The organism is Streptococcus parasanguinis CC87K (genome assembly GCF_000507765.1).
In the GTDB taxonomy this organism is placed as follows: domain Bacteria; phylum Bacillota; class Bacilli; order Lactobacillales; family Streptococcaceae; genus Streptococcus; species Streptococcus parasanguinis_J.
Window position 1 is genome coordinate 113,296 of the sequence record NZ_KI669403.1, and the last position, 19,821, is coordinate 133,116.

Below are 19,821 nucleotides of genomic sequence, written 5' to 3' on the forward strand. Positions count from 1 at the left end.
AAGCCCTTGATTTTACAGCTTTTTCAAGCATTTTTGAGCTATTTCAGTTAAACTGTTTTTTTATTTTTGCTCACTGGCTCCAGCATTGATAAGATTGTCCGCAAATTGACTCGGTGTCAACTTCAACAACTCTGGCAAGTGATTGTTTTTGAAATAAGTCATGCCTTCTGCCTTCTTCACATCCATCGCTTCAAAGTCATAGGTGATGGTCACCTTGTATTCATTCTCGTTTTCCAAGGTCAAATCAGCTGTGAAACCTGGCACTGTCAAAGCTTCCTTAAAGGCATCGTCCTTGTTAAAGGATTCTCTCAATTGCTTTTGCGCTTCTTCGACTCCAACCTGTTGGATTCCTTTTTTCAACTCCTCATCGGTTGCCGTCACATTGATGGTCTCCAACTTTTTAAAGGTATTCCCCACATAGGTGACGATTTGCGTCTGTTGTGTTCCCTTGTCATCTTTTGGAAAGACAAAGGTTCTAGTGATGACTTTATTTTCTTCAGCCTTTTGCAGAATACTCTTATTATCCTTTTGCAGCTGCTCTGCTTTTGCTTGGATTGCCTTTTGTTCACTTGAGGTTGGCGTTTTCGCTTGCTTTTTTTGACCGCATCCCGTCAAACACAAGGCAAGCGCACCCAATAAGAAGATTTTCCTTTTCATTTTCCATTCCTTACTAGTTATTGTTTTCTAAAATATTGTATCATAGATTTCGTAAAATGGCGCAGTAAACTGCTTTTCATTCCGATTTTTAAAAAGAAAAAATCAGAAACAAATTGTTTCTGATTTTCAATCTCTTTAAAGAGCTGCACGCATCCGCGCTTCTGCATTTTCTACATTTCGAACTGATCGTGGCAAGAAGGCACGAATATCATCTTCTTTGTAGCCCACTTGGAGACGTTTGTCATCTACCAAGATCGGACTTTTAAGAATACGAGGTGTTTCCATGATGATGTCAATGACTTCATTGACACTCAAGTCTTCGATGTCCACTCCTAGATTTTTAGCGTATCGATTTTTTGAAGAGACAATACTTGCCACTCCATTTTCAGTCTTTGTAAGGATATCCAATAATTCTTCTTTGGTGATCCCTTCCTTACCGAGGTTTTGTTCTTTATAAGTTAGCTGGTGAGCGTTGAGCCAAGTCTTTGCTTTTTTACAGCTGGTGCAACTTGACACTGTATAAATTTTAATCATGCATGCACTCCTTTCGCTACACGATAATACTATCGTATTAAATTATAACATAAAAACCATCAGTCTAGCGACCTATTTTAAAAAAAATTAATCTTCAATTTCAATCGCGTCATCTAAATCTAGAGTTACCTCTTCTACGACAGGAGTTGCTTCTTCAGTTTTATCAAGGCTTTTCACCGCTTCGTCTTCTTGGATCAAACCAAAATGTACCCGAACCTTGCGGTCGATTTCGTCAAAAATTTCTGGGTGGTCAGCCAAGAATTTCTTAGCATTTTCAGATCCTTGACCAATTTTTTCGCCATTATATGAGTACCACGCACCCGCTTTTTGGATGATATCCAAATCTGTTGCAATCTTCACCAATTCACCCGTACGTGAAATTCCTTCCCCGTACATGATTTCAACCATGGCTTCTTTAAACGGAGGAGCTACCTTGTTCTTCACAACCTTGATCTTTGTTTCCTTACCAACGTTGGTATCTTTTTGGTCCCCAGTACCTTTGATTTGGGTATTTCCACGGACATCTAAACGAACCGAAGCATAGAATTTCAGGGCACGACCACCAGGTGTGGTTTCAGGGTTCCCAAACATGACTCCAACTTTTTCACGCAATTGGTTGATAAAGATGGCAATGGTCTTGGTCTTATTGATCGAAGCTCCAAGCTTACGCATCGCTTGGCTCATCATCCGCGCTTGCAAACCAACGTGGCTATCCCCGATATCTCCATCGATTTCCGCACGAGGTACCAAGGCCGCAACAGAGTCGACAACCACCAAATCAACCGCACCAGAGTCGATCAATTTACCGGCAATTTCAAGCCCTTGTTCTCCTGAGTCTGGTTGAGACAAGAGAAGTTCGTCGATATTGACTCCAAGAGCTGCTGCATATGATGGATCCAAGGCATGCTCGGCATCGATAAAGGCCGCAATGCCCCCTTCTTTCTGAGCTTGCGCTACTGCATGGAGGGCAACGGTTGTTTTACCAGATGATTCTGGACCATAGATTTCGATGATCCGACCTTTTGGATAACCACCAGCACCCAAGGCAATATCAAGCGCCAAGGAACCTGAGCTCATGACCTGAACTTTTTGCTCTGCGCGTTCGCCCAGACGCATGATCGATCCTTTACCAAAGTCTTTTTCGATCAACTTTAGGGCATCATTGAGCGCTTTTTCACGCTCATCTCCAAATTTCTTAGAGATATCATCTAATTTTTTCTGTTTTTTCGCCATTCTTTTCTCCTATGTTTTTGCTATACAGGAAATGCATGCAACTTATCGACGTTTTCCGTCATTTGAAAGGCACATTTCCTATCCATTTTTAGAATTATTCTTCATTTGGCACGAACTTCATTATACCAAATTTTCACCATTTAATACAGCCAGGCGCACCAAATTAAAGGCATGAAGGACGGCAATTTCGCGGACATCAGCTCGGCTACGTCCGGCGATATTAACTTGGACACTATCCACTCCATTTGGAGTTGCAAGTCCGATAAAGACGGTCCCTGCTGGATGCCCTTCCAGACTATCTGGTCCCGCAACTCCGGTCAAGCTAACACCATAATCGGATCCTGTTAACTTACGGGCCTGTGAAGCCATGGCTTGAGCTGTAAAATGAGACACTACTCCATGTTGCTCCAACTCTTGAGCTGGAATAGACAACATCTTGCTTTTTTCTTCTAGGCTATAGGTGACAAAACCGCCTGCGAAGATGCTGGAAGCACCCGAAAAATCTGCCAGAGTCGCTTGGAAGAGTCCAGCTGTCAGGCTTTCTGCAGCTGTAATGGTCTTACCAGTCTGTTTCAAAAGATCAAAGGCAACCTTGGCCATCGAATTGTCATCTCCATAACCGTAAAACAAATCTTGCAAGGGTTGATGATCCAGGGTGTGGCGTGATAAGATTTCCTTTTCTAAGACATCGAGCTTAGCATCCGCTTCTGCCTGATCTTTCGCCTTTGTAGACAGACGCAAGGTCACTTCTCCTGTCTTGGCATAAGGAGCCACTGTCGGATCACTCTGCTCTTCAATGATATCTGCTAGGATCGTAACCAGCTGGCTTTCCCCAATCCCAAAGAAGCGCAAAACTCTTGAAAAGAGCTGCTCCCCTGTTGTCAAATGAGGCACCAATTGTTCATTAACCATGGGCTTTAACTCACTTGGAGGACCAGGTAGAACGACATAGGTCACACCGTCGACTTCAATCAAACCTCCAACCGCGAGACCTGTACGGTTTTGAAGAGGGATTGATCCGGCGATCATTTGTGCTTGTCGCTCATTATTGGGCGTCCGGACATAATCAGGGCGACTGGCAAAGAAGGTGTCGAGTTTGGCAAGCGCTGTTGGATCAAAAACCAGTTCTTTCCCTAAAAACTTAGCAAGGGTTTGCTTGGTCAAATCATCCTCTGTTGGCCCAAGTCCACCACATAAAATCACCAAATCGCTGCGTTTTGAAGCTGTCTCAATGGTCGAGAAGAGACGACCTTCATTGTCTCCTACCGCCACATGATAATAGACATCAATCCCTAAACTAGCTAATTTTTCAGACAAGAATTGAGCATTGGTGTTCACAATCTGTCCTGTGAGAATTTCGGTTCCCACTGCAATAATTTCCGCCTTCATGGTGCCTCCCACTTATACTATTCGTAATTTTCATTTCATTTTAACACAATTTCCTAAATTATTTAAAAAACAGATTGAAGATAAAGTCCATTTTGGATAACTTTCTTCAATCTTTTTCTTTTAGAGTATAAAGTAAAAACTCTTAGAAATATCATTACATCTGCATTCCTAAGAGTTTTAACTATGTGGTAATCAACTTCTAAAGGGCTATTTTCTATTGTTGATAGAGCTTATCTATATTCTGAAGCAACCATATCGAGTGGTTGCTTTTTTTACTACTTTCTTGATCTAAATGTCTTCTTCTGACTCAAATTCTTGTTGTTTCCCCTCATCTTTTGTGATACAATAGCATCAACTTTTTCTAGGAGGATAATATATGGCTTCTACTATTGGTATTATAAGTTTATCTAGTGGGACTATGGGTGAAGACTTTGTCAAACACGAAGTGGACTTGGGTATCCAACGTCTCAAGGACCTAGGACTCAGTCCTATCTTTTTGCCCCATTCGCTAAAAGGCTTAGACTTTATCAAAGAACATCCTGAAGCTCGTGCGGAGGATTTGATGCAGGCCTTTTCTGATGAAAGCATCGACATGATCTTATGCGCCATCGGTGGAGACGATACCTATCGTTTATTGCCTTATCTTTTTGAAAATGACCAACTACAAAAGGTTATCAAACAAAAAATTTTTCTTGGCTTCTCGGATACAACTATGAACCACCTCATGTTGCATAAACTAGGAATCAAGACTTTTTATGGTCAATCCTTTCTAGCAGACATTTGTGAGTTAGACAAAGAAATGTTGCCATACAGTCTCCACTACTTCAAAGAATTGATTGAGACGGGAAGAATCTCGGAAATTCGACCTAGTGACGTTTGGTATGAGGAAAGAACTGACTTCAGTCCCAAAGCTTTGGGAATACCTCGTGTCAGCCATGCAAATACAGGTTTTGACTTGTTACAAGGAACTGCCCAGTTCGAGGGGAAAATCCTCGGTGGTTGCCTCGAATCCCTCTACGATATCTTTGACAACTCTCGATATGTAGACAGTACAGAGCTCTGCCAAAAGTACAGACTCTTCCCTGACTTATCCGACTGGAAAGGAAAGATTCTATTGCTAGAAACAAGTGAAGAAAAGCCTGAACCTGATGATTTCAAAAAAATGTTGCAGGCTTTAAAAGAAACTGGGATATTTGAAGTCATTAGTGGACTCTTGGTCGGGAAACCTATGGATGAAACCTTCTATAACGACTATAAAGAGGCACTATTGGATATCATTGATAGCAATATCCCAATTGTCTATAATCTAAACGTTGGCCATGCCACACCAAGAGCAATTGTCCCCTTCGGAGTCCACGCCCATGTAGATGCAACGGAGCAAGTCATTCGCTTTGACTATAACAAAGAAAGCTGAGATGAATTTCTCAGCTTTTTCTGTATTCTCCGATGTTCTAGCCATCTAACGGCACTCATTTCTACTTTTCCATTCACAATCATTCTCATGGTCATCAACCAAACCTGCAGCCTGTAGAAAAGACAAGACAGCAACTGGCCCAGTAAACTTAAAGCCTCGTTTTTTGAGATCCTTAGATAATGTCTCAGACAAGGCTGTTCTGGCTGGTGCTTGAGCATAGCTAGCAACATCATTCACAATCGTTTTCCCCTCAACAAAAGACCAAAGATAGGCATCAAAAGAACCATAGTCTGCCTGCACTTGTAGAAAGGCCTGGGCGTTGGCACGTGTCGCAAAAATCTTGGCTCTATTTCGAATGATGGCTGGATTATCCAGCAAAGCTTCCAATTCGGTGTCAGTCATCTCTGCGACTGCTTTAATTTGATAGCCATAAAAGGCTTCTCGGAAAGCTTGTCGTTTGTTGAGCACCGTTTCCCAGGATAGGCCCGCCTGATAAGTCTCCATGCAGAGCAACTCAAAAAGAGCTTGGTCATCATGGAGGGGCTGCCCCCACTCTTCATCGTGGTAGGCTACATACAGAGGGTTGTTCATTTTAACCCAGCCACAGCGTTTTGGCATAGAAATCTCCTATTTCACCAACATCTTGAGAGCAGATTTAATGTAATTCTCTGCTGTATCCGAAGTTCCTTCAAAGAATTTCTTAATTTTCTTGAGCTCAGTTGCCTTGTAGCCCAAAGCCAACATGGCTTCCATAGCTTCTTCAAGAGCTTGGTTTTCTTCTGAAACTTTGGCATTGGACTGAGCCGGTGTATCTTCTAGATCAAGATTGATCTTACCTTCGAGATCCAAGACCATCTGTTGGGCTGTTTTCTTGCCGATCTTCGGAAACTTGGTCAAGTAGGTGATGTTCTTGCTTTCGATAGCTTGGACAAGGCCTGCATTGTCATCCGCAGCAATGATGGCCAGAGCTGAGACTGGGCCAATTCCAGAGACCGAAATCAAGTTCAGAAAGAGCTTTTTCTCTTCTTCGGTTGCAAAACCATAGAGAAGGTGAGCGTCTTCACGGACCACTTGGTGCAGATAGACGTGCACCTCTTGATTCATTTTACCAGAGTAAGCATAGGGATTGGCCACATGCAAGAGATAACCGATCCCAGCTGTTTCTACCACAATGTATTTGGCGGTGATTTTCGTTAAGATTCCTTTAATGTATTCGTACATAAAATTCCTTTATTCTTTATTTAATACTTGCCCAACTCCCGCAAGCTGGTGTGATTTTCCTGAATGCGTCGGAACATCTTTTCCATGTCGGACTTGGTGAAGTTAACCAAAACCGGACGACCGTGGGGACAGTTATAAGGGTTGTCACATTGGGACAGTTGATAGATCAGATCGCGCGCGGAGTAATCATCCAGGGTGTGGTTGGCCTTGATGGAGCGTTTGCAGGACATCATGATGGCCAACTCAGCCCGGTATTTCTTGATGGACACTTCCTTGGTCAAAAGGAGCATGTCACACATTTCGTAGATACCCGACTCGATCTCTTCTTCCTTCATCCAGATCGGATGCTCCCGCAAGATCAACTGGTTGGCTCCGTACTCTTCTAAGTAGACGCCCACTTCTTCTAGAAGGTGTTTGCGCTGTTGCAGGCGGATCAGATCGTCTGTAGGGAATTCAAAGATATAAGGCACCAGCAGTTGTTGCTGACTGCCGTCTACGTTCCCGATGCTCTCCCGGTATTCTTCGTATTTGACCCGCTCTTGGGCCGCGTGCTGGTCAATGATATATAGGCCCCCATTTCCTTGGGCAAAGAGATAGGTTCCATGCATCTGACCAAAATATTCCAATTCTGGGAAGGTCGAATGTTCTTCCCCATCCAACTTATCATAGGCCTTGTCTAGACTAGCCAGATCCAACTCTGGGTGATCCAGTTCATCATAAACCACAGTCTTTCTTTCCGCAAACTTGATCGCGCTTGTCGGTTTTTCTACTGGGTTTTCTTGGCTTGTAGAATCAGCAGTTACCTCATCTGTCAGAGGCAGTTGAGGATCTGCCACCTCTGGTCGAAGCTTGAAATCTTGACTTTCTCGGTCATAATAGAGGCGGTTTTCCTTTAAAGGCAGGGTCGTCTGTACTGGCTTTTCTGTTCGACGAATGGTCGACTTGGCTAGATTTTCTAGAGCATCTGGAATCAAGTCCTGCTCTTTCAAAGCATTCGCAATAGCCTGGGAGATCAAGGCCATTAGTTCTCGTTCTTTGGAGATACGAACCTCTTGCTTGGTAGGGTGAACATTGACATCTGCTAAGTAAGGATCGATCTGGATATTAATGATCGCAAGTGGAAAGCGACCCACCATGAGTTTACTGCCGTAGCCGTCTAAAATAGCTCGATTGAGCAAGAAATTCTTGATGTAACGGCCGTTGATAAAGAGACTGATGTAATTGCGATTGGCACGAGTCAATTCAGGCAAAGACACAAAGCCCGTCACTTCAAAATCTAGGTCGCGATTTTCAATGGCCACCATCTTCTTAGCAGACGCGAGGCCATAGACACCTGCAATGGCTTGCCGGAGATTGCCCGTCCCCGCTGTTTTGCTCATTTCTTTTCCATCATTGATCAAGGTAAAGGCAATCTCAGGATGGGCCAAGCTCAAGCGGTTGAGAATATCCACGATATGGGATAGCTCTGCCTGCTGGCTCTTTAAATACTTGAGACGAGCAGGTGTATTAAAAAAGAGATCTTCCACTGTGATCTTGGTCCCGACAGGGCTTGTCGCTGGCTCCACTTCCTCAATTTCGCCACCCTTTGCGACCAATTTGGTCCCGTGGGCAGCTCCTTCTTGCGCCGTTAGAAGGGTTAGAATACTGACAGAAGCAATGGAAGGCATGGCCTCACCACGAAAACCAAGTGTTCGAATACGAAAAAGATCCGCTTGACTCTTGATCTTACTGGTCGCATGTCGACGGAGGGCCAAAGCGACCTCATCATGCGCAATTCCTTCCCCATTGTCTGTAATCCGAATCGACTTCAATCCCGCTTCTTCGATTTCAACAACGATCTGGCTAGCTCCAGCATCGATCGAGTTTTCAACCAATTCCTTGACCACGCTAGCAGGTCGTTCAATCACTTCACCTGCCGCAATCTGATTGGCTAGGACTTCTGGCAATTCAATAATCTGTGACATGTCTGCTCCTTTACCTATTTTTTCACCGATACATGTAGCTCTATTATACCACAGATCCACAAGACTCCCTTTCTTAAAAAATAGAGGCTGGCCCCATCTTTTTCCTTAAAAACCGCATAGGCAAAGAAAACGACCACATAGACAAATTTCCTTGTCTTCCCTTTGGAAAAAGTGTTTAATAGTAGTGTAAAGAAGGAGCCGGGCTAGCAGGCCAACCGACTTTACCCAAAGGAGGGAGAAACGATCTTATGAAAGTTGAAGTACACATTGATTCCCACTTCCAAGAAGAAGCGGTGATGATCACAGCACCTGCACTGTCTGCGCGTGTAGAGAAAATTCGTGACTTTGTGGAAGAATTGGATCAAAGAGGGCGCTTACGTGCCAAAAAGGATGGGGAAGCTTATCTGATCGAAAGCCAGCTATTCCAACGTTTTTACATTGAAAATAGGCAAGTAATTGGTGAGACCATGACAGATCAATTTATTCTGACTGGACCACTCTATCAGCTATCTGAAGACTTGCCGACCTGCTTTCTCAAAATTTCCCAATCTGAAATTATCAACACAAAAGAAATCGATCACCTGCACTTCACTAGTGGAGGATCCGTTCAAATCTATCTTAAAAACGGGAGTCTGACCTACTCCTCCCGTCGTTACTTGAAAGCCATTAAGGAGAAATTATCATGCTAAAACAATCTTTTTCTGACGCCCTAAAAGGGATTTTCATTGGGCTCATCCTATCCATCTTCTTTTCCTATCTCTTCTCACCTGAGTTGTACCTCCCCTTAAGTCCCAACTCTGCAGTCGGCCGCTGGATGTTCTTGCATCATGTTCACGGCTCACTGGTCATGCTCTATTGTGCTCTCGTTTGGGGTGCGATTGGGGTCCTCTTTAGCTTCGGAAGTCTCCTCTTTCAAAAAGACTGGAGCCTCTTACGGGCTACTCTGAGCCATTACCTACTCATGTTACTTGGGTTTATTCCCCTAGCTACCTTGGCCGGCTGGTTTCCAGCACGACTCGGATTTTATCTCTCACTCGTTGTCGAATTCACCCTCGTTTACGTGATCATCTGGTTGGTCTCCCATCATTTTTATAAAAAACAAGTCCAAGAAATCAATCAAAGCATTACTAACCACTAAGCAAAAAGATCCTCAGTGCTACGAGGATCTGAAAGTGGAGATAAACTGTTCCTTTATACAAATCTAATAAATTCTATAAAAAATATACTCGTTATAGTTGTCCAATCATCTACTGAAACTTTCCGCTGTGAGAAAAGTACCTGAAACACAATTGTTTCAGGCACTCGGAATTATTGAGACCTTAGGCTCAATAATTAGTCTTGGAACTTCGAAGAAGTTCGCTGACGTCCGTACTCACCTAAGGAAAGTTTCTAAGATGACTTTGTCTTCAATAAAAGATCCTCGCTATTACGAGGATCTTCTTTTTACAATTTCTTTTTCAATTCGGCGACTGCCATCATGACTTCCATCGGAGTCATATTGTAGAGATCCAGATTCTTCAATTCTGTGATCACTGTACTTTCTGTTTCTTCCTCAAAGAGGGACATTTGTTCAGCAACCTGTGAAGGTACTTCCTTTTTAGGGGTTGCATCCGCAAGCGGTACTTGCTGGACTTGTCCTTCGAGCTTGGTCAAAATCGCATCCGCCCGCTTCAATAATTCTTCTGGCAAACCAGCGATCTTGGCCACGTGAATCCCATAGGACTTATCTGCTGGGCCGGGTTCAATCTTGTGCAAGAAGGTAACCTGACCATCTCGCTCCAAGGTCGCAACATGGACATTTTCCAAGCGAGACAAGGTTTCTGAAAGAGCCGTCAATTCATGGTAATGGGTCGCAAACAAGGTTTTGGCGCCAGTACGATCGTGAATGTATTCGATGATGGATTGGGCGAGGGCCATCCCATCATAGGTCGCCGTTCCCCGTCCCAACTCATCAAACAAAATCAAGGACTGGGTCGTTGCCTTGCGAATAGCGTGATTGGCCTCCATCATTTCCACCATGAAGGTAGACTGACCCGATACCAGGTCATCAGCAGCTCCGATTCGAGTATAAATCGCATCAAAGATTGGCAACTCGGCCTTTTGCGCTGGAACATAGGAGCCAATTTGGGCAAGAATCACAATGATCGCCAATTGGCGCATATAGGTAGACTTCCCGCTCATATTTGGCCCCGTAATCAGCTGAATATCCCGTTCCTCATCCATAAAGATGCTATTAGGAATATAGGACTGGGCTCCCATGACTTTCTCGACAACTGGATGGCGACCTTTGTCGATCGAGATTCGTCGTTCTTCATGAAAGAAGGGACGATTCAATTGTTGCGACTCAGCGACACTGGCTAAACTTTGTAAAACATCAACCGTCGCAATCGCCTGAGCTAACTGTTGCAGACGTTGGATATACTTGCCAACTTCTTCACGAATCCGCATAAAAATCGTATATTCCAGATTAGCAGACTTCTCACGCGCCTCTAGCATATCTCCTTCGATACGTGCCAATTCCTCCGTACCAAAGCGTTCTGAATTTTTCAAGGTCGCCTTGCGGAAAAAGTGAGCAGGAACGTGACTCAATTGAGAATTGGTGACATGGAAATAGTAGCCATCCTTCTTGTTGTAATCAATCTTTAGACCTGTAATGCCACTGGCTTCGCGCTCCTTGGCTTCAATCTCAGCAATCCAACCAGTACCATCTCGAAGAACGACACGGTACTGGTCCAATTGCTCGTCAAACCCAGTTCGGATGATATTTCCCTCCGTAATAACAGCAGACGCTTCCGGAGCAATAGCTGAGGTAATCAAGCGGTGCAACTCAGGAAGTTCATCCAAGCGTGCAATCAAGACATCTAAGACCGGATCACCAATTCCCAGTAGAATCGACTTGATCGTCGGCACATGCCCCAGAGTATCTCCTAGCTGCAAGAGATCCTTAGGATTGATCTTACCAAAGGAAACCCGACTCGCTAAGCGTTCAATGTCATAGACCCCTTTGAGGCTGTCGGTCAAATCGCTCCGTTCAAAGAAATGATCCATAAAGACCTGAATGATGTCCTGGCGCTCTCGAATCCGTTTCAAATCGACTAAGGGTTTCTGAATCCAGGACCGCAACAAACGACCGCCCATGGCCGTCTTGGTTTCATCCAAATACCAATACAAGCTACCATGTTTCTTCCCAGTCCGTGCATTCTCTGTCAAATCCAGACTAGCCTTGGTCGCAAAGTCCATCTGCAAGAAATCGCAAATCTCATAATGATGGGCTTTTTTGAGGTGGCTCAATTCCCGCATTTGTGTCTGGTGGACATACTGGAGAAGTTTTCCAGCCGTTTTCTTTTCTAGCTCACTCAACTGATCCCCTAAGAGTTGAACATCGTCGAGCGCCGTCTCTACATGTGACAACAAGAGATTCATCTGGCTAACAAACACACGCTCTTCCTGTTCTGGCAGCTCGTAACCCAGGACCACCTCACGCGCACGTAAATTGCGGATTTCTCCACAAACCATGCTAAAGTCATTGAGAGTCGTCACCTGAAACTCCCCTGTCACCAGATCCATATAGGCTAGCCCATACTCATTTCCTGAACGATCCAAAGCAACCAGGAAGTTGTTCTCACTATCTGGCTTGGTCGAATCCACCACTGTACCCGGTGTAATCACCTGTACGACTTCACGCTTAACGACCCCCTTGGCTTCTTTGGGGTCTTCCATTTGTTCTGCAATCGCGACCTTATAGCCCTGTTCAATGAGAACATCAATATACTGCTGGGCCGAGTGGTAGGGAACACCCGCCATAGGGATCGGATTCTCTGCATTTTTATTCCGTGAGGTTAAGGAAATCTCTAAAATTTGAGCCGCATTCACTGCATCTTCATAAAATAATTCGTAAAAATCTCCCATTCGAAACAGCAAAAAGGCATCCGGATAGTCTTTTTTGATATCTAGATACTGCTGCATTCCAGGGGATATTTTTTCTACTGTCATACTTCTTTATTCCTTACTGTTGCGTCGTTTCCTGACACAAGCTCCATAGATGAAAACAGGAGTAGATAGCTCACTATCTTCCTCCTTTTAACATCTTAATGGGGTATTTTCTTTCTTTTCAAGGGGCTTGATTACTGCATCATCCCTAAAATTTCATTTTGAATTTCAATGGCTGCCTCTTGGTCTCGACAAACAATCAAGAGGGTATTGGCCCCTGCTACTGTTCCCAAAATACGCTCATCTGACATCTCATCTACACCATTGGCCAAGAGAGCTGCTTCTCCTAGCTCTGTCCGCAAAACCAAAGTGAATTCTGCTCGTGAGACAGACTTGGCATGGCTGGACAACATAATATAAATCTCTGCCACCTCAGGCTCATTGGGCAAAATATAATACAACTGGTCTTTTCGTTTCACCTTGACTAGACCCAGATCGCGCAAATCTCGTGACAGAGTTGTTTGCGTTACAGCAATGCCTTTTGCTTCTAATCGATCCTGAATCTCTTTTTGAGTCGACAATTTTTCATTTCGAATCATTTGTTGAATCAAAAGGTGACGTTCTGTCTTTTTCATTGGACCTCCACTTTTGAATAAATATACTTTAAATTATACCAAAAAAATTGAAAATTCGCTCAGAATTGTGTTAAAATAATAGTTAAAAGGACTAAGGAGCTAATATGAACAATAAAGAACTCATTGCTAGTGAATTGGCCAAAGTGATTGACTCTCTTGACCAAGATGCTATTTTAAATTTGCTTGAACAACCAAAAACATCTGATCTTGGTGACATTGCTTTTCCAGCCTTCTCACTTGCAAAAGTGGAACGCAAGGCTCCTCAAGCAATCGCTGCAGACATTGCTGAAAAAATCGACCAAAGTGCCTTCGAAAAAGTCGTTGCAACTGGACCTTACGTGAACTTCTTCTTAGACAAATCTAAGATCTCTGATCAGGTAATCAAATCCGTCATCGAAGCAGGTGCAGACTACGGTCAACAAGACGAAGGTCATGGCCAAAACATTACCATCGACCTTTCAAGTCCAAATATTGCAAAACCATTCTCAGTTGGTCACTTGCGCTCAACCGTTATCGGGGATGCTCTTTCAAACATCTTCCGCAAAATGGGCTACAACACGATTAAAATCAACCACTTGGGGGACTGGGGTAAACAGTTCGGTCTCTTGATGGTAGCCTACAAAAAATGGGGTAGCAAGGAAGCTGTCGAAGCTAACCCAATCGATGAATTGCTAAAACTTTACGTTCGAATCAACGCTGAAATCGAAAACGATCCTGAGCTTGATGAAGAAGGACGTAAATGGTTCAAAAAATTGGAAGATGGGGATCCAGAAGCAACTGAATTGTGGCAATGGTTCCGTGACGAAAGCTTGGTGGAATTCAACCGTATCTACAAACTCCTCGGTGTTGAGTTTGATAGCTTGAACGGAGAAGCTTTCTACAACGACAAGATGGACGAAGGGGTCCAAATCCTTGAGGACAAAGGCTTGTTGAAAGAGTCTAAGGGTGCTAGCATCGTTGAGTTGGATGATGTCAACCTTCCACCAGCTATGATTAAGAAATCAGACGGTGCCACTCTTTACATCACGCGTGATATCGCAACCGCTATCTACCGTGCACGGACTTACAACTTTGTGAAAAACATCTATGCTGTAGGTCAAGAACAATCCAACCACTTCCGTCAGTTGAAAGCTGTTCTGAAGAAAATGGGATTTGACTGGAGCGACGATATGGTTCACGTTGACTTTGGTTTGGTGACAAAAAACCGCCAAAAATTGTCAACTCGTAAAGGAAATATCATCCTTCTCGAACCAACTCTTCAAGAAGCCATCTCTCGTGCCAAAGCGCAGATCGAAGAAAAGAACCCTGAATTGGAAAACAAGGAAGAAGTGGCACATGCAGTCGGTGTTGGTGCGGTTAAATTCTACGACTTGAAGACAGACCGTCGCAACGGTTATGACTTCGACCTCGAAGCCATGGTATCCTTCGAAGGAGAAACTGGACCTTACGTTCAATACGCTTACGCTCGTATCCAATCGATCCTTCGCAAAGCCAACTTCACACCATCTACAGATGCGACATACAGCTTGAGCGATCCTGAAAGCTGGGAAATCATCAAGCTTCTCCAAGACTTCTCTCGTGTTGTCAAACGTGCCGCTGAAAACTATGATCCATCCTTGATCGCAAAATATGCTATCAACTTGGCTCAAGCCTTCAACAAATACTATGCACACACTCGCATCTTGGATGAAAGCCCCGAACGCGAAAGCCGTCTTGCTCTTAGCTACTCAACAGCAGTAGTCTTAAAAGAAGCCCTTCGCTTACTTGGTGTCGATGCACCTGAGAAAATGTAATTTCTTATCTATGATGGATAAGTAGAACATCTCTTATGGGAGTGAGAGGAGAAACTAAATGCGATTTAATTTAGTTCTTTCTCACTCCTTTTCTCATGTCCAATGCCCTTCATTCTCTACATTTTCAGATCCTTTATATACAGGAGAAATCTATGAATCAAACCGTTTACATCTTAATCCTCATCAGTTTAGTGGTCCTCTTTTTATTTAACAAGTACGAAAGAGAAAAACTACAACGGCTCTTACAAGAGCAACTCTTGAAAGATCAAGCTTTCAAAGATAGCATCAAGGAAAAAATCCAAGAGACCGACAATATCAACGATGTCATCCATGCAATCAACAAGGACTATCGATTGGGGCTCCTACTTGCTAAAGAAATCACTGAAAAATTAAAATAAGCCATAGAAGAGGAGTCATATAAAATGTGACTCCTCTTCTATTCAGTCGCAACAAATAAGAGGCTGGGACAAAAGTCCTAGCCTCTCAATTATTTTTGGATTGTCGAGCAAGACGCAGTGGTTGAGTGGGCTCTACTACGCTGATTTCATCAGCTTTTACAGCCCTACTCAACTGTGCGGAGGTGGGACGACGAAATCGAATTCTAACGAATTACCGATTTCTGTCCCACTCTCTTTATTTTAAAGATGATACAACTCTTCTACAATAGCGGCTACTTTTTTAATATCTCCCAACATCCCCCGCATTTCAAAATCGGCTAACATAGGGAAACCAAAGCGTTGGCTGTATTGCTTAGCGGTTAAACAATATTGATTGTTAAAATTCCGATTGCCTGACCCAACCACTCCTAAACACTTGCTAGCGTTGTCTCCATAAGCAATAAAATCCGCAACATCTGTCGTCAAAATTTCCACATCGCCATTGTCAACACCATTTCCACCCTCCAAATAGGTAGGCAAAAAAGTGATAAAAGGATTGGTCATTTCAAAGAAGGGCTGGCCCTCTTTGACCAGGTCTTTCACATGCACTTTCTCGATTTCAAGTCCGGAATGGGCTTCCAGCAAATAGTCACTTAAGCGGCGGACAAAACTCTCTGTATTCCCACTCAGACTAATATAAACAAAGGATACTTTCATCTTTTTTCTCCAATCAAGAAGCTCTCTTATCCTCTAAGAGAGCTCCATTCAAACTTATCTATTATGCCGTAGCTTGAGCTTTTCTCAAACGCAAGGTTTTATACAAAACAATTCCAAGGAAGAGAAGGGATAAAGCAGTCAAGAGTAACAAAGCAATGGATGAAGATGCCAAATATCGTTGGCGAAGGGTCGGGTTTGAAAAACTAGCTAATAGTGGACGCCCTACAAAATAATTATAGCAAGAGAAGGCTTGACTTAACAAAATCTGCCCCATATAAGTATAATGTGCTGTTAACAGATCCTGCTTCATAAAGAGAAAATAGAAAGTTGCCAGCAAAGCAATCAGAATCAGGGAAACAAATAAAAAGGTTAGTGGAGACTGATTGAGTTGGGCTGATTTCTCATAATATGTCACATAGTCAGCCTTGTCTTGAGCCGTTGTTAAACCAAGTTGTTTAGCAAAATCATCTGTCAACTCAAAACTCTTTGAAGCTCCAAAGGTTGAAACAGCTGAAGTCAGGGTTCCAACCGTAGAGAAAAATAACAGGATATAAAGATAGATAGGTTTCTTTTTCATACAAACTCCTTTTCATTTCTTACACCCTATTATATCGCGATACAGATAGAAAGGCAAGCACCTCAAAACCGTGGAAGCACTTGCCTGATCACTGATACGTTCAAATGAAATTCATTTGGAAAATAATGGGTGCAAAAGATGAAAAAGATATCACAACTGTATGATTAGAGATCTAACGAAGTCCGATAAACTTTCATTCGAACAGAACTAGTATAGCGGATTTCCCTCTATTTTAGTCCTTTATTTGTATTCTGCTTGATTTCAACACCATTTAGTCTTTGAAACCCATTTCTGTTCCTTATCCATAAACTATTCTGTCCTTTTTCGCAACTATTTGGTCATCACTCCATCAAAAAAGCCAGAAGGACTTGCCTTCTGACTTTTTTTATTTAGATGAATGAACGAAAGAAATAAGAATTAATCTTCTTTTTTCTTGCGAGCAAGACCCAATCCAAGCAATCCAGCCATCGCACCTGCAAGAACAGCTGCAGCTGAGCTTTCTGTACCTGTATTTGGAAGCGCAGGTGTTTGTGGTTGCGCAGGTTGTACAGGTTGTTCCGGAACTTCAGGAGTTGGTTCGGTTGGAACCTCTGGAGTTGGTGGAACGATTGGTGTAGGTGGAACAATTGGTGTTGGTGGGTTGTATGGAGTTGGTGGAGTTGGAGGAACTGGTGTTGGTGGGGTTGGAATATCTGTTTCCGTTACCACTTTATTCTTATGCCATTTCACTTCAGCTTTTTCCGGTTTCACCGGATTTGGAACGACTTCCGGAGTTGGTGGAGTTGGAGCCTTTGGTGGAGTTGGAGCTTTTGGTTCCTCCACATCGACCGTAATCACAGTGTAGTTAGGTGCTGTTGGCGGAGTTGGTGATTTAGGTTCTTCTGGTTTCGTTGGCTCTGCAGGTAGATTTTCCACTGTAATCGTTGGTGGTGTTGGTGCCTTAGGTTCTGTTGGTTTTGTTGGCTCTTTTGGCGCTTCACCTGGATTTTTTGGAATACCAACATTTGAGTTAATCGCAAACCAGTAAACCGTTGGCTGACCAGCAGCATTAGCTCCATTGGCCGTAAATACCAAGTGACCATCAGACATCTTCAAGCCTGCCCCACCATAATAGAGGTATGGAGAAGATGGATTGTCCCAACCTTCAAGAGTCGTTGAAGATTCACCATTAAAGATTGATCCGTGTTCAATGTATTGGTTATCTTTAAATGATGTTACCTCTTTTGTAGCAGAATCATAAGTAACACTTGAATTTGGAATTGGAATGTATTTATTATTCCCAACATTTACAGATTCTTGGTGCTCTACATTTTCAAATTTCTTCTTAGGAGTGAAGATGATCCGTCCTGAAGTTGGATCAATCGTATAAGAACCGATCACATCATCTTTACCATCTAATGTGAATTCATCTGTTCCGATATCATGACCATTCCCAGCTCCTGAAGCATTAACAGATGTTGCATCAATCACAGTTTCTTCACTAACTGCAAATTCGCTGCCATTCCATGTTGCGTTTTGAGCCACAATCTTAATCGGATTTTCAGCAGAGATAGTGACGTCCGCAGTACCAAAGTCAGCTGTTCCATTTTTAACTACAACAGCATTGTTTTCAATGCTCATTGATGAACCATCTGCATATGGGTTCCAAGTTCCACGAACGGTGTTGCCATTTTTATCTTTAGCTTCTACTGTAAGGGCACGAGGTTTATCCCCACTATCTACATAGGAAGCACCCGTCCAGTGGTTAAGGGAGTTCAAAGCGACAATCGCATTGTGCTGTGTCAAATCAAACTTATTGCCATCACCATCATAGAATTCAACATCTACAGCAACTTTAACTGGTTTATTTTGGTCTGTTGAAGCACCGACTGTCATAGTAACAGTTGGGTCCGCACTAATAGCTGCAATTCCTTTGCCATCATTTGATGGGAGACTTAGAATCTCATAACGGTAAATCACGCGCTTGATTGGATGCATATCCTTTTTATTTTCACGCATGCTGGACTGATTCAAATTGTCATAGGTTACAACAAATTTGTCACCTTCTTTAATTTGAATAAATTCAGTTTCATTATTGGCCCAAGGACTAGTTGCTACAATATCTGAAGCTTCCAATTTATTGGAATCATACTGATGCACATTGCTGGTATTCAAACGAGCTTGGGCATCACGAGTGAGATAAGTACTGATACCATCAATGGTATGAGTAGCTCCACCTTCACGTTGGAAGGTCAAATCTTGAACAGTTTCAACATCTTTTAGATCTTGGAAACCATTATCATTCATGTATTTATCATAGGCTGCTTTAGCATCTTTGTACTGTGCCAAAGCTGTTTGATATTCAGCAAGTTTTGTTTGATAAGTAGCAAAATCTTTGCCGTATTGCTCTAGGTCTACATTGTATTTTGCAAGCTCAACTTCATACTTAGCTTTAGCAGCATCTTCTTCTGCTTTCTTAGCAACTAACTTACCATAAGCTTCTTTATCTTTATCGTATTGAGCTTTCTTAGCTTGGTATTCTTGTAAATCTTTGTCATATCGCGCTTTAGCTGTATTGTAAACAGCCATTTCTGCTTCATACTTAGCTTTAGCTTCAGCATTGGCCTTATCCGCTGCTGCTTTTTCTGCTAGTTTAGCATCGTAAGCTACTTTTTTCTGATTGTATGCTGCTAAGGCTGCTTTATAAGCTGCTTGTTGGGAATTGTAGTCTTCTACTTGTTTCTTGTAAGCTGCTTCTGCTTCTGCATTTCTCTTTTCAATCAATGTGATTTCTTGAGATTTTGCTTCATACTCAGCTTTGGCCTTTTTGTAGTTTTCAACGACTGTGTTGATTTCAGCTGTTTGAGCTTTGTTATCCGCTTCTGCTGCTGCGATAGATGGTTGGACTTTTTCAGCTTCTTCTGTAACGGTCACACCTTCTGTAGCTGCATCAGCTTTTGCTTTTTCAAGTTCCGGTGATTCTACATAAGTAGTCGTAACTATTTTATTTCCTTCTGTCACAGTTGTAGATGTCAACTTAGAACTTGTTGCAACAGCTGCATCGCTTGTTGCTGTTTCTGTACTGGTTGCTTCAGTAGAAGGGGCTGTAGCTTCATCCGCTTTCACTTCTGCACCGTAGGTATTGACGGTAGCCAATCCAGCGATGGCCAATGAAACAACACCAACTGATAACTTACGAATTGAAAATTTTTCCTGCTTCGAAACATGTTCACGATAGCTTCTCATTTTCAAAACTCTCCTTTTTGTTTAAAAAAATCTCACTGTAGAGGCAAAAATATGCTACTTTCAGTTATCTCTATTGTATCACAATCAACCATTTTTAAATATTTGTCGATTTAATTTTTTATTTTACTTTAAATATATAACAACTTGAAACGCCA

The 19,821-nt window shown here is 42.8% G+C and carries 17 protein-coding genes; 5 read left to right on the forward strand and 12 right to left on the reverse strand.

The genetic code is table 11. The features are described from left to right. Positions 1-60 precede the first annotated feature (60 nt). The 4 genes from HMPREF1195_RS08710 to HMPREF1195_RS08725 form a co-directional block, all read right to left on the reverse strand. The gene (locus HMPREF1195_RS08710) at positions 61-657 is read right to left on the reverse strand and encodes an SP0191 family lipoprotein (RefSeq protein ID WP_023919891.1); all 597 of its coding nucleotides are present in this window, start codon (positions 655-657) and stop codon (positions 61-63) included. 135 nt (positions 658-792) lie between these two features. Continuing rightward, positions 793-1,191, reverse strand: coding sequence for a transcriptional regulator Spx (gene spx, locus HMPREF1195_RS08715; protein ID WP_003009108.1), 399 nt, complete (start codon positions 1,189-1,191; stop codon positions 793-795). An 87-nt stretch (positions 1,192-1,278) separates the two neighbouring features. Then, on the reverse strand, positions 1,279-2,424 hold the full coding sequence (gene recA, locus HMPREF1195_RS08720) for a recombinase RecA (RefSeq protein WP_023919893.1): 1,146 nt from the start codon (positions 2,422-2,424) through the stop codon (positions 1,279-1,281). A gap of 120 nt (positions 2,425-2,544) precedes the next feature. After that, positions 2,545-3,813 carry a competence/damage-inducible protein A gene (locus HMPREF1195_RS08725; RefSeq protein WP_023919895.1) on the reverse strand — a complete coding sequence of 423 codons (1,269 nt, stop codon included), beginning with the start codon at positions 3,811-3,813 and terminating at the stop codon, positions 2,545-2,547. A 376-nt stretch (positions 3,814-4,189) separates the two neighbouring features. On the opposite strand from HMPREF1195_RS08725, the gene HMPREF1195_RS08730 reads away from it, so the two are divergent. Continuing rightward, positions 4,190-5,227, forward strand: a complete 1,038-nt coding sequence (locus HMPREF1195_RS08730) for a S66 family peptidase (RefSeq protein ID WP_023919896.1) — start codon at positions 4,190-4,192, stop codon at positions 5,225-5,227. Positions 5,228-5,272: 45 nt separating this feature from the next. Here HMPREF1195_RS08730 and HMPREF1195_RS08735 read toward each other — a convergent pair whose 3' ends face one another. From HMPREF1195_RS08735 to mutL, 3 genes are read right to left on the reverse strand one after another with little or no spacing between them, the layout of a single operon-like run. Then, a complete protein-coding gene (locus HMPREF1195_RS08735) occupies positions 5,273-5,845 on the reverse strand; it encodes a DNA-3-methyladenine glycosylase I (protein ID WP_023919898.1) in 573 nt (190 codons plus the stop codon). A gap of 9 nt (positions 5,846-5,854) precedes the next feature. Continuing rightward, positions 5,855-6,448 (reverse strand): Holliday junction branch migration protein RuvA, encoded by a 594-nt coding sequence (ruvA, locus tag HMPREF1195_RS08740; RefSeq protein ID WP_023919900.1) that lies wholly within the window; start codon positions 6,446-6,448, stop codon positions 5,855-5,857. 20 nt (positions 6,449-6,468) lie between these two features. After that, positions 6,469-8,412, reverse strand: a complete 1,944-nt coding sequence (gene mutL, locus HMPREF1195_RS08745) for a DNA mismatch repair endonuclease MutL (RefSeq protein ID WP_023919902.1) — start codon at positions 8,410-8,412, stop codon at positions 6,469-6,471. A gap of 248 nt (positions 8,413-8,660) precedes the next feature. Here mutL and HMPREF1195_RS08750 point away from each other — a divergent pair, with 248 nt between their 5' ends. Together HMPREF1195_RS08750 and HMPREF1195_RS08755 are read left to right on the forward strand one after the other, a co-directional pair. Continuing rightward, on the forward strand, positions 8,661-9,101 hold the full coding sequence (locus HMPREF1195_RS08750) for a LytTR family DNA-binding domain-containing protein (protein ID WP_023919904.1): 441 nt from the start codon (positions 8,661-8,663) through the stop codon (positions 9,099-9,101). Next, the gene (locus HMPREF1195_RS08755) at positions 9,095-9,550 is read left to right on the forward strand and encodes a DUF3021 domain-containing protein (protein ID WP_023919906.1); all 456 of its coding nucleotides are present in this window, start codon (positions 9,095-9,097) and stop codon (positions 9,548-9,550) included. The genes HMPREF1195_RS08750 and HMPREF1195_RS08755 overlap by 7 nt, the downstream gene beginning before the upstream one ends. A 305-nt stretch (positions 9,551-9,855) precedes the next feature. Here the strand turns inward: HMPREF1195_RS08755 and mutS are convergent, their stop codons facing one another. Together mutS and argR are read right to left on the reverse strand one after the other, a co-directional pair. Further along, positions 9,856-12,405: a DNA mismatch repair protein MutS gene (mutS, locus tag HMPREF1195_RS08760; protein WP_023919908.1), complete on the reverse strand. Its 2,550-nt coding sequence runs from the start codon at positions 12,403-12,405 to the stop codon at positions 9,856-9,858. 131 nt (positions 12,406-12,536) lie between these two features. Continuing rightward, entirely contained in the window at positions 12,537-12,977 is a 441-nt protein-coding gene (gene argR / locus HMPREF1195_RS08765; protein WP_023919910.1) for an arginine repressor, read from the reverse strand. Positions 12,978-13,081: 104 nt separating this feature from the next. On the opposite strand from argR, the gene argS reads away from it, so the two are divergent. Both argS and HMPREF1195_RS08775 read left to right on the forward strand, forming a co-directional pair. Further along, positions 13,082-14,770, forward strand: a complete 1,689-nt coding sequence (gene argS, locus HMPREF1195_RS08770) for an arginine--tRNA ligase (RefSeq protein ID WP_023919912.1) — start codon at positions 13,082-13,084, stop codon at positions 14,768-14,770. A gap of 152 nt (positions 14,771-14,922) precedes the next feature. Next, on the forward strand, positions 14,923-15,168 hold the full coding sequence (locus HMPREF1195_RS08775) for a hypothetical protein (protein WP_023919916.1): 246 nt from the start codon (positions 14,923-14,925) through the stop codon (positions 15,166-15,168). A gap of 240 nt (positions 15,169-15,408) precedes the next feature. On the opposite strand, the gene nrdI is transcribed toward HMPREF1195_RS08775, so the two are convergent. The 3 genes from nrdI to HMPREF1195_RS08790 all read right to left on the reverse strand — a co-directional run bounded on the left by nrdI (position 15,409) and on the right by HMPREF1195_RS08790 (position 19,666). After that, the gene (nrdI, locus tag HMPREF1195_RS08780; RefSeq protein ID WP_023919918.1) at positions 15,409-15,864 is read right to left on the reverse strand and encodes a class Ib ribonucleoside-diphosphate reductase assembly flavoprotein NrdI; all 456 of its coding nucleotides are present in this window, start codon (positions 15,862-15,864) and stop codon (positions 15,409-15,411) included. 61 nt (positions 15,865-15,925) lie between these two features. Beyond that, on the reverse strand, positions 15,926-16,441 hold the full coding sequence (locus HMPREF1195_RS08785; protein ID WP_023919920.1) for an ABC transporter permease: 516 nt from the start codon (positions 16,439-16,441) through the stop codon (positions 15,926-15,928). A 417-nt stretch (positions 16,442-16,858) separates the two neighbouring features. Continuing rightward, positions 16,859-19,666 (reverse strand): GbpC/Spa domain-containing protein, encoded by a 2,808-nt coding sequence (locus HMPREF1195_RS08790; protein WP_023919922.1) that lies wholly within the window; start codon positions 19,664-19,666, stop codon positions 16,859-16,861. Positions 19,667-19,821: the final 155 nt, after the last annotated feature.

Coding starts and splice junctions, on each gene's coding strand:
- spx (WP_003009108.1), bottom strand. CDS start 1,191: ATGATTAAAATTTATACAGTGTCAAGTTGCACCAGCTGTAAAAAAGCA.
- ruvA (WP_023919900.1), bottom strand. CDS start 6,448: ATGTACGAATACATTAAAGGAATCTTAACGAAAATCACCGCCAAATAC.
- HMPREF1195_RS08735 (WP_023919898.1), bottom strand. CDS start 5,845: ATGCCAAAACGCTGTGGCTGGGTTAAAATGAACAACCCTCTGTATGTA.
- HMPREF1195_RS08710 (WP_023919891.1), bottom strand. CDS start 657: ATGAAAAGGAAAATCTTCTTATTGGGTGCGCTTGCCTTGTGTTTGACG.
- nrdI (WP_023919918.1), bottom strand. CDS start 15,864: ATGAAAGTATCCTTTGTTTATATTAGTCTGAGTGGGAATACAGAGAGT.
- argR (WP_023919910.1), bottom strand. CDS start 12,977: ATGAAAAAGACAGAACGTCACCTTTTGATTCAACAAATGATTCGAAAT.
- argS (WP_023919912.1), top strand. CDS start 13,082: ATGAACAATAAAGAACTCATTGCTAGTGAATTGGCCAAAGTGATTGAC.
- HMPREF1195_RS08755 (WP_023919906.1), top strand. CDS start 9,095: ATGCTAAAACAATCTTTTTCTGACGCCCTAAAAGGGATTTTCATTGGG.
- HMPREF1195_RS08785 (WP_023919920.1), bottom strand. CDS start 16,441: ATGAAAAAGAAACCTATCTATCTTTATATCCTGTTATTTTTCTCTACG.
- HMPREF1195_RS08730 (WP_023919896.1), top strand. CDS start 4,190: ATGGCTTCTACTATTGGTATTATAAGTTTATCTAGTGGGACTATGGGT.
- mutS (WP_023919908.1), bottom strand. CDS start 12,405: ATGACAGTAGAAAAAATATCCCCTGGAATGCAGCAGTATCTAGATATC.
- recA (WP_023919893.1), bottom strand. CDS start 2,424: ATGGCGAAAAAACAGAAAAAATTAGATGATATCTCTAAGAAATTTGGA.
- HMPREF1195_RS08790 (WP_023919922.1), bottom strand. CDS start 19,666: ATGAGAAGCTATCGTGAACATGTTTCGAAGCAGGAAAAATTTTCAATT.
- HMPREF1195_RS08775 (WP_023919916.1), top strand. CDS start 14,923: ATGAATCAAACCGTTTACATCTTAATCCTCATCAGTTTAGTGGTCCTC.
- HMPREF1195_RS08750 (WP_023919904.1), top strand. CDS start 8,661: ATGAAAGTTGAAGTACACATTGATTCCCACTTCCAAGAAGAAGCGGTG.
- HMPREF1195_RS08725 (WP_023919895.1), bottom strand. CDS start 3,813: ATGAAGGCGGAAATTATTGCAGTGGGAACCGAAATTCTCACAGGACAG.
- mutL (WP_023919902.1), bottom strand. CDS start 8,412: ATGTCACAGATTATTGAATTGCCAGAAGTCCTAGCCAATCAGATTGCG.